Source organism: Romboutsia sedimentorum, assembly GCF_030131845.1.
GTDB classification, from domain to species: domain Bacteria; phylum Bacillota; class Clostridia; order Peptostreptococcales; family Peptostreptococcaceae; genus Romboutsia_D; species Romboutsia_D sedimentorum.
In genome coordinates this window covers 369386-384045 of sequence record NZ_JASKYM010000001.1, presented here as the reverse complement: position 1 = coordinate 384045, position 14660 = coordinate 369386, and the positions used below count along the sequence as shown (strand labels likewise).

The 14660-nt window shown below is 26.5% G+C and carries 19 protein-coding genes; 11 read left to right on the top strand and 8 right to left on the bottom strand.

Annotated elements, in window-relative coordinates:
• The first annotated feature begins 131 nt into the window (after positions 1-131).
• The 5 genes from QOZ84_RS01975 to QOZ84_RS01955 are packed head-to-tail and all read left to right on the top strand — an operon-like array spanning position 132 to position 4720.
• Positions 132-806 (top strand): response regulator transcription factor, encoded by a 675-nt coding sequence (locus QOZ84_RS01975; protein WP_284131282.1) that lies wholly within the window; start codon positions 132-134, stop codon positions 804-806.
• On the top strand, positions 794-1972 hold the full coding sequence (locus tag QOZ84_RS01970; protein WP_284131281.1) for a HAMP domain-containing sensor histidine kinase: 1179 nt from the start codon (positions 794-796) through the stop codon (positions 1970-1972). The genes QOZ84_RS01975 and QOZ84_RS01970 overlap by 13 nt, the downstream gene beginning before the upstream one ends.
• A 54-nt stretch (positions 1973-2026) precedes the next feature.
• Positions 2027-2911 carry an ABC transporter ATP-binding protein gene (locus tag QOZ84_RS01965; RefSeq protein WP_284131280.1) on the top strand — a complete coding sequence of 295 codons (885 nt, stop codon included), beginning with the start codon at positions 2027-2029 and terminating at the stop codon, positions 2909-2911.
• Positions 2911-4128 (top strand): ABC transporter permease, encoded by a 1218-nt coding sequence (locus QOZ84_RS01960; RefSeq protein WP_284131279.1) that lies wholly within the window; start codon positions 2911-2913, stop codon positions 4126-4128. Before QOZ84_RS01965 ends, QOZ84_RS01960 begins: the two co-directional genes overlap by 1 nt.
• Entirely contained in the window at positions 4103-4720 is a 618-nt protein-coding gene (locus QOZ84_RS01955; RefSeq protein WP_284131278.1) for a hypothetical protein, read from the top strand. Before QOZ84_RS01960 ends, QOZ84_RS01955 begins: the two co-directional genes overlap by 26 nt.
• A gap of 404 nt (positions 4721-5124) precedes the next feature.
• Here the strand turns inward: QOZ84_RS01955 and QOZ84_RS01950 are convergent, their stop codons facing one another.
• From QOZ84_RS01950 to QOZ84_RS01925, 6 genes are all read right to left on the bottom strand, one after another.
• The gene (locus tag QOZ84_RS01950; protein ID WP_284131277.1) at positions 5125-5403 is read right to left on the bottom strand and encodes a hypothetical protein; all 279 of its coding nucleotides are present in this window, start codon (positions 5401-5403) and stop codon (positions 5125-5127) included.
• 275 nt (positions 5404-5678) lie between these two features.
• Positions 5679-5846, bottom strand: a complete 168-nt coding sequence (locus QOZ84_RS01945) for a hypothetical protein (RefSeq protein ID WP_284131276.1) — start codon at positions 5844-5846, stop codon at positions 5679-5681.
• A gap of 241 nt (positions 5847-6087) precedes the next feature.
• Positions 6088-6378, bottom strand: a complete 291-nt coding sequence (locus QOZ84_RS01940) for a hypothetical protein (RefSeq protein ID WP_284131275.1) — start codon at positions 6376-6378, stop codon at positions 6088-6090.
• An 84-nt stretch (positions 6379-6462) separates the two neighbouring features.
• Entirely contained in the window at positions 6463-6777 is a 315-nt protein-coding gene (locus tag QOZ84_RS01935) for a hypothetical protein (protein WP_284131274.1), read from the bottom strand.
• Positions 6778-7502: 725 nt separating this feature from the next.
• Positions 7503-7730 carry a hypothetical protein gene (locus QOZ84_RS01930; RefSeq protein ID WP_284131273.1) on the bottom strand — a complete coding sequence of 76 codons (228 nt, stop codon included), beginning with the start codon at positions 7728-7730 and terminating at the stop codon, positions 7503-7505.
• A 44-nt stretch (positions 7731-7774) separates the two neighbouring features.
• Positions 7775-7978 carry a hypothetical protein gene (locus QOZ84_RS01925; protein ID WP_284131272.1) on the bottom strand — a complete coding sequence of 68 codons (204 nt, stop codon included), beginning with the start codon at positions 7976-7978 and terminating at the stop codon, positions 7775-7777.
• Between the two features lie 293 nt (positions 7979-8271).
• On the opposite strand from QOZ84_RS01925, the gene QOZ84_RS01920 reads away from it, so the two are divergent.
• Entirely contained in the window at positions 8272-8598 is a 327-nt protein-coding gene (locus QOZ84_RS01920; protein ID WP_284131271.1) for a hypothetical protein, read from the top strand.
• Between the two features lie 306 nt (positions 8599-8904).
• Here QOZ84_RS01920 and QOZ84_RS01915 read toward each other — a convergent pair whose 3' ends face one another.
• Positions 8905-9093: a hypothetical protein gene (locus QOZ84_RS01915; protein ID WP_284131270.1), complete on the bottom strand. Its 189-nt coding sequence runs from the start codon at positions 9091-9093 to the stop codon at positions 8905-8907.
• Positions 9094-9797: 704 nt separating this feature from the next.
• Between QOZ84_RS01915 and QOZ84_RS01910 the strand changes: the two genes are divergently transcribed.
• On the top strand, positions 9798-11159 hold the full coding sequence (locus QOZ84_RS01910) for a short-chain fatty acid transporter (protein WP_284131269.1): 1362 nt from the start codon (positions 9798-9800) through the stop codon (positions 11157-11159).
• A gap of 78 nt (positions 11160-11237) precedes the next feature.
• Here QOZ84_RS01910 and msrA read toward each other — a convergent pair whose 3' ends face one another.
• Entirely contained in the window at positions 11238-12164 is a 927-nt protein-coding gene (gene msrA / locus QOZ84_RS01905; protein WP_284131268.1) for a peptide-methionine (S)-S-oxide reductase MsrA, read from the bottom strand.
• 315 nt (positions 12165-12479) lie between these two features.
• On the opposite strand from msrA, the gene QOZ84_RS01900 reads away from it, so the two are divergent.
• From QOZ84_RS01900 to QOZ84_RS01885, 4 genes are all read left to right on the top strand, one after another.
• The gene (locus QOZ84_RS01900) at positions 12480-12941 is read left to right on the top strand and encodes a hypothetical protein (protein WP_284131267.1); all 462 of its coding nucleotides are present in this window, start codon (positions 12480-12482) and stop codon (positions 12939-12941) included.
• Positions 12942-13123: 182 nt separating this feature from the next.
• Positions 13124-13561, top strand: coding sequence for a MarR family winged helix-turn-helix transcriptional regulator (locus QOZ84_RS01895; protein ID WP_334305570.1), 438 nt, complete (start codon positions 13124-13126; stop codon positions 13559-13561).
• The gene (locus QOZ84_RS01890; protein ID WP_284131265.1) at positions 13562-14071 is read left to right on the top strand and encodes a GNAT family N-acetyltransferase; all 510 of its coding nucleotides are present in this window, start codon (positions 13562-13564) and stop codon (positions 14069-14071) included. It begins immediately after the preceding gene.
• Between the two features lie 150 nt (positions 14072-14221).
• Positions 14222-14530, top strand: coding sequence for a hypothetical protein (locus QOZ84_RS01885; protein WP_284131264.1), 309 nt, complete (start codon positions 14222-14224; stop codon positions 14528-14530).
• Positions 14531-14660 lie beyond the last annotated feature (130 nt).

The window sequence follows — 14660 nt, the reverse complement described above, 5'->3', positions numbered from 1 at the left end:
TTAAGAACATATTTATGATATGTAGAGCAATAGTGAAATTATAGAGAAATATATGTTAAAATTTACTATATATGTTAAAATTTTGATTTTTAATTATTATATAAAAATAATATTGATTAGGGGTATAGTAAATGAAATATAAAATACTTGTTATAGATGATGAAGTTAGTATTGTATCACTTTTGAAGGATTTTTTTGAACTTGAAGATTTTTTAGTTTATACAGCTTATGATGGGAAAGACGCTTTAAAGAAGGTAGATGTAAATCCAGATATTATATTACTAGATGTGAATATGCCCGAAATGGATGGGATAGAATTATGCACTAAAATAAGAAATTTTGTTAGTTGCCCAATTTTATTTTTAACAGCAAAAGTTGAAGAAAGTGATAGAGTAAAAGGGTTTATGGTAGGTGGAGATGATTATATTCTAAAACCATTTAGTATAGATGAATTAAATGCTAGAGTTAAAGCTCATTTAAGGCGTGAAGAACGTAGATTTACAAAAGAAAAAGTGAAATTTACAAAAGAAATAGTTATTAATTATTCTGATAGAAAAGCTTTCTGTAGAGATAATGAAATAAACTTTACTAAGACAGAATTTGATATTTTAGAAATTTTGAGTATGAATAGTGGACAAATTTTTTCTAAGGAAAATATTTATGAAAAACTTTGGGGCTTTGATAAAGATGGAGATAGCAGTATTATTACTGAACATATAAGAAGGATACGCACGAAGATTACTAAGCATGCTGATGATAAAATTATAGAAACAGTTTGGGGAGTCGGATATAAATGGATTGGATAGATGAGCAGTTATTAAAATTAAAAGAGAAAATAAAGGCACAGTCATTAAGAAAAACCATGAGCTTATACATATGTATAGCTATTATAGCTGTAATAGTTTTATATATATCAACCACAGTTTTTTGCGATGGGTGGAAAGAACTCGTATATGCAAAATATTCACTTGATATAAAAAGTTACACAAACATTGAGTCACTTGTTAAGTTAGAACTAATAGATAAAGTTATTTTATATGGATCAAGCATTATTAAAGAGTATTCGATAGTTATTTATTCTATAATTGCGATAATAATTACTTCTAATATGTTTTATAAAAACAAAATTAAAGTTCCTATAGATATTTTAAAAGAAGAGGCTAAGAAGATAAGCCGTAATGATTTGAGTTTCTCATGTGCTTACAATAGTGGAGATGAGCTAGGTGAAATATGTGAAGCTTTTGATAAAATGAGAATACAGCTTATTGTTAATAATGAAAATATGTGGAGCATCATGGAGGGACAAAGACAATTAAATTCAGCTTTTGCCCATGATATTAGAACGCCTCTTACTGTTATCCAGGGATATACAGAGATCTTACTTAAGTATTATCCACAAGGCAAAATAACAGAAGAAAAATTATTAGAAAATCTTACATTAATACAGTCTCAATTAACAAGATTAAAAAACTTTTCAGAAACTATGAAAGATATTCAAGATATAGGAGAGATAGAAGTAAATCAAAAGCTTACAGAATTTAATTTATTAGAAAAAAATATAAAAGAAAATATAGATGGAATTACCCAAAGTAAGGATATTGAAATTAATATATACAACAAATTAAAAAAGGACAAAGGATATTTTGATGAAAGTATTATTTTGCAAGTTGTAGATAATTTATTGTCTAATGCTTTATCATTTACAAAAGATAAGATTGATATTATTTCAGAATGGGAAAATGATGTTTTATATATTTATATAAGAGATAACGGGAAAGGTTTTTCAAAGAAGGAATTATATTTTGCATCAAATCCTTATTATAGCAGTAGGGCTGGTATAGATGGTCACTTTGGTATAGGGCTTACAATATGTAAGTCATTATGTGAAAAACATGGAGGAAAACTATCCTTAAATAATAGCACAAATGGTGGGGCTATTATATGTGCAAGTTTTTTTGTAGATAAAAAATAGATAATTATTAGTTAAAATTTACTTGTATTAGAAAATAAAGGATGGGAGAAAGTTATGGAGACAAAAATTATTTTAAAAGATGTAAGTAAATTTTACGGTAAAAAACAAGCATTAAATAATATCAATTTAGAGATAGAAAAAGGAATGTTTGGTTTACTCGGAAGAAATGGGGCAGGAAAAACTACATTAATGAAATCAATAGCAACGCTACTTTCTTTAAGCTCAGGCAACATTACTGTATGTGGAATAAGCGTAAATGAAGGTAGCAAGATAAGGGAAATGATAGGATACTTACCGCAAGACTTTTCAATGTATAGCAATATGTCAGCTTATGAAGCTATGGACTATTTAGGGGTGCTATCAGGCTTAGATAAAAAATCTAGAAAAGAAAGAATACCACAGATGTTGTCTAAAGTTAATTTAAATAACAATATGAAAACTAAGGTAAAAGCCATGTCAGGGGGGATGAGAAGAAGACTTGGGATTGCACAAGCTATACTTCATAATCCTAAGGTACTAATAGTAGATGAGCCTACAGCTGGATTAGACCCAGAAGAAAGAGTTCGTTTTCGTAATCTACTTTCTGAAATAGCAGAAGATAGAATAGTTATATTATCAACTCATATAGTTGGAGATATAGAATCTACTTGTGAAAATATTGCAGTAATGGATGAGGGTAAAATAATATTTAAAGGTAGTGTTATAGATCTTTTAGATAAAGCTAATGGCAATATATATGAAGCGAAAATTTCAAGAGCTGAAATTGAAGATGTCAAGAAAAAATATATAGTGACTAATGTGCTTATGATGTCTACAGATGCTAATGTAAGATTTATTGCTAAGAATAAATCTGATTTGTTTGAGGGAGCAGAAGAAACACTTCCAAATGTTGAAGATGCATATATGTATCTTATGAATACAAGTGGGGGGATGAGATAATGTTTAAGACTTTATTTTTGAAAGAGTGTAAGGAAACACTAAAAAGTATCACTTATTATATATTCTTAGCTTGTATAATTATGTTCTTTGTTACTCAAATGGGAAGCTTTGGAGGGATACCAAAACCTATGCCTAATCAGGAAAGTTATGGGTCTAAATATAGTGATGATAAAAATATAATAATGCAGTCTACTGTTGATAGACTAGCATATGAATTTAGTTCAAATTCATACATAACATATCCTTTAACATTTTATAAAGAAGTAAAACTTAATGATGATGAAATATCTAAAGTTTATAAAATTTTAGAAGATATAACAGGTATAAAAGAAGCTCAACTAATAAAGAAATTTAAAAGTTACCATACTAATACTAAGTATGTTCCAGAAGTTGAGTTTATAAAGGTTAAAGATAATATTACGTTTGAAGAATTTTCAAAATACATAGGTGAAATAGATAATATTTTAGGTGGATCAAGTTTTTATTTTAATCCTAAACATTTATATCTAAATGCAAGCGTTGAGATGACTTATGATGAGGCGCTTAAAGATTATGAAAGTATTATAAATAATGATAAGATATCAAGAGCTTGTGCAAGAATATTTAGTGATTATATGGGAATTGTATTAGCTATACTTCCAGTATTTTTAGCAGTAACTAGAGTATCAAAAGATAAGAGAGCAAAGGCACAGCAAGTGATTTTTTCTAAGCAGTGTTCATCAGCTACAATTATATTATCAAGATATTTAGCAATTATAGCTATGATAATAATTCCTTTAATTTTAATTAGTATTACGCCAACTCTACAATCAATTTACTGTGCAAGTAGTAACGGAATAAGTGCAGACTATTTTGCTTTTATAAAAGCTATATTTGGATGGCTTATGCCGACTGTATTAGTTACAGTTTCAATGGGATTTTTCTTAACAGAACTGACAAGTGGACCAATTGCAATTTTAGTTCAAGCAATATGGTGGTTTTTAACTATGTTAAGTAGTGGTGTTAATTTAGTTGGGAATGTAGGTATGAAATTAATTCCTAGATTTAATTCTTTCGGGGATTATGGTATATATAAAGAAGTTTTTAATGAACTTGTCATAAATAGAGCTTTATATACTATATTTGCAGTAGTATTAATAGTTATAACTATATTTGTGTATGATAGAAAAAGAAAGGGGAAATTAAATTTAAATGGAACGATATTTAAAAATAGCTAAAGTAAATTTAAAGTTTAATTTATTTCCTCATATGATAGTTGGAATTTGTTTGTGTTTAGTAACACCATTAATTATGGGTGTGAAAAATTTAGATAGTGTAAATACTGCTAAGATATTAGATGTGTATATATCCTTATTAGGGATAATAGTATTAGTTCCAATATTTATGCCAGAAGAAGATGAGGATATAAAATATTTGATAAAATCTAAAAAAGAATCTATAGCTATAAATTATTTAATAAGAATTGCACAAGCAATAATGTTTTTAGTAATTATAGTGTTAGGATTTTTAGCTTATCTTAAGAGTGGGAACTGCATATTTGATTTTTTACCATATTTTTATGGAACTATGTCAACGTGTATTTTTCTTGGAGGATTAGGTATCTTGTCATATTCTATAGTTGATAATATAGCGGTAGGATATATGGTTCCTATGTTATATTATATTTTATGCTACGGATCAGGGAAAAAATATTTAGGAAAGTTTTATTTGTTTTCAATGATGAAAGGCGATATTTCAGATAAGAAATATTTATTAATTGCAGGAGCATTAATGATAATAGTTGGAATTTTTTATAGAAGTAAAAAATAATTATACAATAAAAGCCAGCAAAGTATTTGCTGGCTTTTATTGTAATATCATAATTCTTCACCTTAATCTTAACATATTTTTTACGTAGATTATCGATTTCTTCTTGACACAATTCCTTTATAATTCTGCCATTATCTATAAACGCAAATTTAGTAGCAACCTTCGCCATTTCATCTAAAATATGGCTTGATAAAAACACTGTAACTCCGTTTTACTGTAACTCTAATAACAATTTTCAAATCTCTCGTATTCCAATAGGATCTAATCCATATATATCACCTTTTTCAATGGTTATATTTATATTATCTAAAATTATTTAATTTCCATAACTTTTAGATAAATTATTTATTTTTAATAATTCATTCATTACGTTATCATCCAATCTTATTTTTATTTCTATATTTTTAAATCAAGCAATATAATTGACCGATTACCCAAATACAAATTAGAAATATATTTATAATCGATCCTAACTTTTCACTAGGTGTTAAGTCGCCATATGCATTTGATACTTCACTTTTAGAAGCTGTTTGCATTAAATCAAGTACAAAAGCTAAAGCTAATGGCGTAAGTACTATCATAATAGAAATTTCAAATCCTTTTTCTGATTTTAACATAAAGCTCACAAAAATTGCACAAATTAGCATTATTGAAAAAATGCATCTTTTAATTTTAATACTCACTTTAATTCTTCCTTCCTTATTACTATAAATTTTCAACATTCTTAACTAATGATTTTAAAGTTGCATAATAATTACACCTACGTAAAATACTATTAATGCAACAGCACTTGGAGTAACTATGATTAAATCAAAAGTATAGTCTTTTCTGCCTTTTGATAATATATTTTCATATATACTTTTTATAATATCAAAAAGTAAATAATATAATAAATTTACATATGCTATAATAATAGTTTATATAATTCACTTTTTAATATTACGACTAAATTTAAATATTATCTTCTCTTACAAGTTACCTTATTTTTAGTACAGCTGTATAGTTTACTAGCAGCTACAGACACTGCTGATAGTGCAACAGTTAATTGTGTAAGTTCATATGTAGTATAAGCTATAGATGCAACGACTACATTTGAGTTCGCATTTGTAATAGCATTCGCATCCATTCCTCCTATTATTGATAATTATTCAAGTTCATCATAGGGGTAGCGTCCTAAAAATGCGGATTTTACCCGTTAAGGCGATTTTATCAAGCATTTCCAATGTGTTTAGCGATTTTAGTTTTTTTACTAAATCAATCAAGCAATTAATATATGGTTCAAAAACATATACAACAATTTATGAACTAAAAAATTAAAACTCTATAAGTTAAACCCATTGATTTTACTATATTTTTTATAGAAACAATCAAAGTTTAGATAAGTTTGACATTTCATCATAAAGTTTTTTTGAAAGAATTTTATATTGTTTTAATTTATTAATATACCAAACACAGTTTAACGTGAATAGAGGCAAACTTATCCCAGTAAAAATAACTACTTTAAGCAACTCATCATAGCTTTTATCAATTATTATTCTAAATAAATGAAGGTAAGGTGCTATATATATAAGTCCCCAACAAACATACAAACTAAGCTTTGGTTTCAGTATTTTTTCGATTTCTTCTAATGAGTATTCATCAGATATCTTTTTTTTCACTGTAGTACTCCTTTTATGATAGTTATTCTTATTTTTTGGTATTTTTTATGTAGTTTCTTGTTTGATTTTAATATATTCATATTTTTATATATTATTATTTGGTTGTATAAATAAGTAAGAGTTTTTTAAGAAGGTGACGTAAATAAGACTAAATAAACATTTTAATCCATTCATTGAATTACCACAATTAAATTCTAATAACTCATTATTGTTAACAACGAAGTTTGATTTTTTACTTCTACACCAATCAATTTTAAGATAAATTAAGTGTTCTCCATTCTCAATATCAAATTCTTTAATTTCACCATTTCTTATATCACCACAATATATATCATCAATATAAATTTTATAACTTCTTAAAGAATCAAAATATCTTTCTTGCCTTGATATTCTTATCATAAAATATCCATTCCTTTCTTTATAAAATTTTATCATTTCCAATTAAATTACAGTTATTTATAACATTTATTGTAACATAATTAACAATAATTTGGAAAAATATGTAATATATAGTTGATATAAATTATGTTTGTTATGATGGGATATATTTTTCCGACACTTTGGGGAGATAGAATTATTTCAAATTTTTGTATTGATTTGTGCAACTACTTTATTCGGAGCTAGTTGTTATCTTATTGCAAAATCAAAATTTAAAAAGGTTAGCAATGATTAAATAGTGAAAATGAAGATATAGCTATATAATGATTTGACAACCAACCAATCAACAATTACATATTAGAATATATATTATTATTGGTAATATATTCACAAAATGCTCGTAGGCAGATAGAAAAAGATATATTTTTTTTATAGCTGTAGAGACCTAAAATTATAATGACTTTAGGTTTTTACGGTTAAAAACTATGTGGGAGGTGATGTTATAGTTGATAATATAGCGGTAGGATATATGGTTCCTATATTATATTATATTTTATGTTACGGATCAGGGAAACAATACTTAGGAAAGTTTTATTTATTTTCCATGATGAAAGGCGATATTTTATATAAGAAGTATTTATTAATTGCAGGAGCATTAATGATAATAGTTGGGATTTTTTATAGAATTAAAAAATAAACTTATATACCGTCAGTAGATGAGACATCTGCTGGCGGTATATTTAAATTTAAAAAATTAATCCAACAAATACTAATATCATTAAAATACCTATAAACATTTGTAGTTTTCTATTATTCTTATAATTTATCCATGTCATAATACTTAAAAGAGTTATGAATAATAAATTTATAACTACTATTGGTATTTGAATTAGACCTAATAACTTTAGAGCAACTAATATCATTGAAATTAGTGAAATTACTAATGCTAAGTTAGGTAAAAAGTTTTTTTTCATGGTATCCCCCTTTTATGATAGTTATGCTTACTTTTTGGTATTTTTTATGTAGTTTCTTGTTTGATTTTAATATGTTTTTTCAAATTAAATAAGAAACAAATGATTGCTAATGCATTAGCAACATAACTTATGTATCCAAATACACCAACAGAAGCATTAGAAAATATCCTTACAATGTTATATATTGACAATGGTATTATTATCAATGCACTAATTATCAACATTTTTTTATTACTATTCTTGTTCATAAATCCTCCTCTAAATAAAATATAAAAATTTTCAATCTTATTATACCATTTTTTAACACAAATATTATTGTCAGTGGTATATTCAAAAAACTACAAATAGACTTTTATATGCACTAGGTACTCTACTAGCATTAGGAATAGAAAGACTTTAAAAGATATTATGGGATTTTGAATAGTAAACCAAATTAAGAACACTACAGTTTATGCAAATGGTAATAAACGAGCTAAGAGAATGCTATAATAAAAATAAGTACACAATTGATATATAATACGAGATAAAGGGGGGCGAAACAATGGGGTTTATAATATGGGCACTATGTGGAATGTTATTTATTGGGGAAGGAATTTACTGTATTAAATCTAAAAAAGAAGTCGCTTGTGGTTTTTGGACAAATGGAAAAAAACCTCTAATAGAAGATAAAAATATAAAAGCCTACAACAAAGCCTTAGGTAAGCTATGGTGTGCATTTGGTTTTTTCTTGATATTATTAGGAATACCATTATTAGGAGAACAAAACTCTCCCCTTATAATAATTACATTGGTAGGCGTTATTTTCGAACTTATTATAGTAATGGCTGTCTATACAATAAAAATTGAAGGAAAATATAGAAAGAAATAAGAATATATACTTCCAATTTGCAAGACAGTATCAAAACATAGCCATTACTTATTATATTTAAGCTTTTTTAATTCTAGGATAACATTATATCCGTCACTATGTATATTTGCATATTGTGCAAAAGGATAGTTCATAGGAATAATAGTTGATAAAAATGTACACAATGAATAATTTAGTAAAGCATTTAATATAATCTGTTGAAAAACATAATGCTACAAAAGCATGAGATAACTCATGTAGAAGTGCTATTATCGGAACCAAAAATATATAAACAAGTATGTATACAATAATACTTAGGAATATTCACTAAAAGAAAATTTCAAATAAATTTCCAAAAAATTTTCTTATATTTTTGTTTAGAAATATTGCCACTAAAATTGATGATAGTCCTATTGTTGTCACTGTATATCCTAACATATCATTATATTTAAAAATAGATTCAATTCCAATCAATAATATACCAAAACATAAACTTACATATGAAATTAACTTCATTTGTATCACCTCCAATAATACTTTAATTACCAAATTACAACAATTAAAAACTTTGCTTATATTATATACATTATTCTATAATTTTACAATTTTAAATTAGTCTGATAAATCTATTCTTTATATTTTATGTCACATATAGTTGACATACATACTTTCTAATAGTAAAATTACTATTAAAGTCACATATATATGACTTTTAAAAAGGTAAAATTATGAATAATATAAAACTATAGATTTAATCGAAAATCAAAAATACAACCCATCCTTAGTTTTATTTTTTATTCAGCAATTTAATACGTATTATATTTTTATTAAATTGAGAAAACGTTGGGTTGATATAACAGAATTTGATGATAATGATACTTATTATGTACAGATAAAAAAACTAAGAAAAGAAACCACAATAGCAGTAATACAATGGGGATTTTCTATGTTTGTTACGACGGAATATGTTTTTCTAACACTTTGGGGAGAAAGAATTAATATAGGAGTTAGTTGCTACATTATTGCAAAATCAAAGTTGAAAAAGTTAGCAATGATTAAATAGTGAAAATGTAGATATAACTATATAACGCTTTGATAACTAATTAACAAACCTATATTAGAACCTATATTATTCTAAGTAATATATTTATAAAATTCTCATAGATATATAGAAAAAGATATATTTTTTTACAGTTAAAAACTATGTAGGAGGGGATGTTATGTTTAAAAAATTCACTAATGGGTGTGTTAATTTAGTTCAAAACTATTTACCAGATCCTTTTTTATTTTGCATAATAATAACAATAGTAATATTCATATCAGGAATCATATTTACAGGACAAGGACCAATGGATATGGTAGTTCATTGGAGTGGAGGATTTTGGAGTTTGCTAGCATTTGCTATGCAAATGGCATTAGTATTAGTATTAGGTCATACTCTAGCAAGTGCTCCATCTTTTAAAAAAGTACTAACTAGATTAGCAAAAATACCCAAAACACCAACTAAAGCGATATTAATGGTAACTTTTATATCTTCATTAGCTTGTCTAATAAACTGGGGATTTGGATTAGTTATTGGTGCTATATTTGCAAAAGAACTAGCAAAAGAAGTTGAAGGTGTTGATTATAGGTTATTGATAGCTTCAGCTTATTCAGGATTTTTATTGTGGCATGCAGGATTATCGGGTTCTATACCACTTACAATAGCAAGTGGTGGAGATGTAGTCGTAAGTGCTACGGCAGGTGTAATAGGAGCACAAGGAGTTCCAACAAGTGACACAATATTTTCATTATCAAATATTGTAATAGTTTCAGTATTAGTATTGACACTACCATTATTAAACAAAGCAATGCACCCTGCAAGTGACAAAGTAGTTGTAATAGATAAGAAATTATTAATAGATGATAACATGTTTGTAGAGATGCCAAGAGAACAAATGACTCCAGCAGACAAGCTAGAAAATAGTAAAATTATTACTGCAATAATATCTTTAATGGGATTTTCTTATATAATATACTTTTTTATAAACAATGGATTTGACTTAAACCTTGATATAGTAAACTTTATATTCTTATTTTTATCAATTTTACTTCATAAAACTCCAAAGAGATTTTTACATGCACTAAGTGGTGCTGCTAAGGGTGCTGGACCTATAATGTTACAGTTTCCGTTTTATGCAGGTATAATAGGAATGATGACAGGTGTAAATGCACAAGGAGTATCATTAGCAATATTAATATCAAATTTCTTTGTAGCAATAGCAAATGAATTTACATTCCCAATGTTCTCATTTTTAAGTGCTGGAATAGTAAACTTTTTCATACCATCAGGTGGTGGACAATGGGCAGTTCAAGCTCCTATAATGATGCCAGCTGGAGCGGCACTAGGTGTTGACCCTGCAAAGACTGCAATGTCAATAGCTTGGGGTGATGCATGGACTAATATGATACAACCATTTTGGGCTTTACCAGCATTAGGAATAGCAGGGCTTGGAGCAAAGGATATTATGGGATTTTGCATAGTAGACTTATTGTATTCAGGGGTAATTATATCCTTGGGACTAATGTTTATAGGTATGTAGATATATTAAATAAAAAGCATGTAGATAAACTTTTTCATTAGTTTATATACATGCTTTTATTAAAAAACTCTATGCTAATTATTTAAATAAATACTCATATTCACCATAACCATTTTCTTTCATTTTATCTCTTTGTATAAATCTTAATGATGATGAGTTTATACAAAATCTTATACCACCTAGCTTAATAGGTCCATCTTCAAATACATGACCTAGATGATTGTCTCCTTCTTTACTTCTAACTTCTACCCTTTTCATTCCATGAGAGTAATCATATCTACCTATTACATTTTCACTATCTATTGCTTTAGTAAAACTTGGCCATCCACATCCTGAATCAAACTTATCTTTTGATGAAAATAGCACTTCTCCACTTATAATATCAACATATATTCCTTCTTCTTTATTATTATTATACTCATTTTCAAAAGGTTTTTCTGTCATATTATTTTGAGTTACTTGAAATTGTAAATCAGTTAAATTTTTCTTAGCCCAATTTCGTTTTACAAATTCAAATCTACCGCTTCCCTTATAATATCTATCATAGTGTTCTTTATTCTTTTTGTAATATCCTTGATGATATTCCTCAGCTTCATAAAATGTTGTGGCAGGTATTATCATTGTAGCTATTGGCTTTATATAAATTCCACTTTTTTGTAATTCCTCTTTTGAATTTATAGCCATATTCTTTTGTTCTTCATCATGATAAAATATTGCACTTTTATATTTATGACCTCTATCATTAAACTGTCCTTCTTCATCAGTTGGGTCAATTTGACTCCAAAATATATCTAAAAGTTGTTTATAGCTTATTACTTCATTGTCATAAGTTATTTGTATTGATTCTATATGGCCTGTTTTATCTGTACAAACTTCTTCATAAGTCGGATTTGGAGTTTCACCTCCTGTATATCCTGATACAACATTTTCTACACCATCATATTTATCAAAAGGCTTTACCATACACCAAAAGCATCCACCTGCAAAAGTTGCAAGCTTTCTCATAATATCAACTCCTTAGGGAAATTTATATTATTATATATTCCCTAATAAAAGTTTTACTAACCAATATATTCAATTTTTATTTTTATGATTTTTAAGTAAATATGAACTTGCAATTAAAAGTATTATTCTTATAAAGTCTATATGCATAAATCACTGCTTGTAAGCAAATAAATTAGTGTAAGCAATATTGATAAAGAGTTTAGTTAAGCATAATTTTTTGTATTAAGGAGATAATTTCAATTAAGCTAACAATTTATGTTAGAATAAAAGTATTGAAGGAATTATTATAAGTATTAGCAGGAAAGGAATTTTATTATGGAATTAATACTAGGCATTGGATTAGTAGCTTTATTTGGTAAAAAAATTATTAAAACTATAACCAATACTATGGTTTTTTTATCTATATTAGTTATATCTTTAGTATTAACTTTTATGTACAGCATACCATACATAATAAGCCTAACAGTGTGTATATTAGTAAAATACGGATTGACAGATTTTATGATATCTATAAAGGACTTAAGTAAATCTTTAGTTATATCTAAAAATAGATATGACCATGGACATATTCAAAAGCTTGTAAATATATTGATAAACTGCAATTATTTTGTGTTTACATCGCTATGCTATTATTTTTTAGTTATTGAATTAATTAATAACAACTTAACAAATAACCAAACAAATCTAATAGTAGCTTCTATTATATTAGTAATTGGTGTTAGAATCTTTAGAAAAATATTAGATAAAACTATTAATCAAAAATTATTTTCAGATTAAAATTGAAAATTATATTTCTAAAAACACTCATATTTAAAGGTATGAGTGCTTTTAATATGCATACATAAAACTATAAAAGTAGTTGAACTTTCAACTAAAATATTGTAATATAAAAATATAGTTGAATGTTCAACTAATATGTTGGAAAAGGAGGAATAAATATCGATAAATTAAAAAGTGATGTGTTGAGAGAATTAGGCATTTTATCAAGAGCAATACACCACATAAGTGATGTAAAGTATAAAGAGTTTAATTTACAAAAAGGACAATTTGTTTTTTTAACTCGTATATGTGAAAATCCTAGAATTAACTTTATAGAGTTATCTAATATGCTTAAGGTAGATAAAACAACTACAACTAAAGCTGTAAGTAAGTTGATTGACTTAGGTTATGTATACAAAGAATGTGATAAATTAGATAAAAGAGCCTATAACCTAATGCCAACTGCAAAGGGTTTGGAGATATATGTCCATATAATCGAAGAAGAAAATAGAAGTATAGATGTTTGTTTTGATGGATTTAGTGAAGAAGATAAAGATTTAGCATTAGAACTGATGAGAAAAATGCGTAAAAATATAGAGTTAGATTGGATAAATACAAAGAATAAAGGAGATAGATAGATGATACGTAAAGCTAATTTATATGATATAGAACAGATAATGGAAATAATAAATACAACAGTTGAAGAAATGAAATCTTATAACAATACTCAATGGGACGAAAACTATCCACAAACTAAAGATTTTGTAGAAGATATTGAACTAGGTGACTTATATGTTGAGAGTGAAGGAGATGATCTATTAGGTCTTATATGTGTCAATTATATACAACCAAAGGAATATGATGGTTTGGAATGGTCATCTAATGATAAATGTATAGTAGTTCATAGAATGGCAGTTAATAGTAAGTTTAGGAATAGAGGAGTAGGAGTAAAACTAATGAATTTTGCTGAAGAGTTAGCAATAAAAAATGGAGTTAATTACTTAAAAACAGATACTTATTCTATAAATATAAAAATGAATTCATTATTCAAAAAGTTTAATTATGTACTTGTTGGAGAAATGAGTTTTTTAGGTAAAGAAGCGCCTTTTTATTGTTATGAGAAAGTATTATCTGACAGTAAAATATAATTCATAATTTTATTATATTTCTAAAAACACTCATATTTAAAGGTATGAGTGTTTTTTATATGTTTAATCATTATTTAAAAGAAGAGATAATGAGTATATAAACTTATAGAATTTAGCAAAATATATACATAATTTGAAAAGGAGATACTTATGAAGACATATACTTTTGAGAGCAGAGATGAAGCTGTAGAATTTTTAGATAAACATAATTTTAAGTACTATATTCCAAGAGTAAGAGAGTACATGAGAAATATTAAGGATGAGCTTAAGTATTATTATGTAGAGCTATCAGATTCCGATGAAGTGAAATATTGTGATATTATATCTATTAGTGGTGGGAATGGTATTAAGGAGAATTTCTTTGATATTAATAAACTTAATGAGTTTAAAGATACTGCTTATAATAGAGTAGATAGAGATAATAAGTACAAAGAAGGTATTAAAAATGGATATTTTTAAGTAATTATCAATAAACTGTAGATGGAGGGCAATGCTCTCCATTTTTTTATTATAAGAAAGTATTTATAAGATTAAAATTATCTCATTAACAAAACAAAAACAGAACATATGGTTGTAAAAAATAAAATAA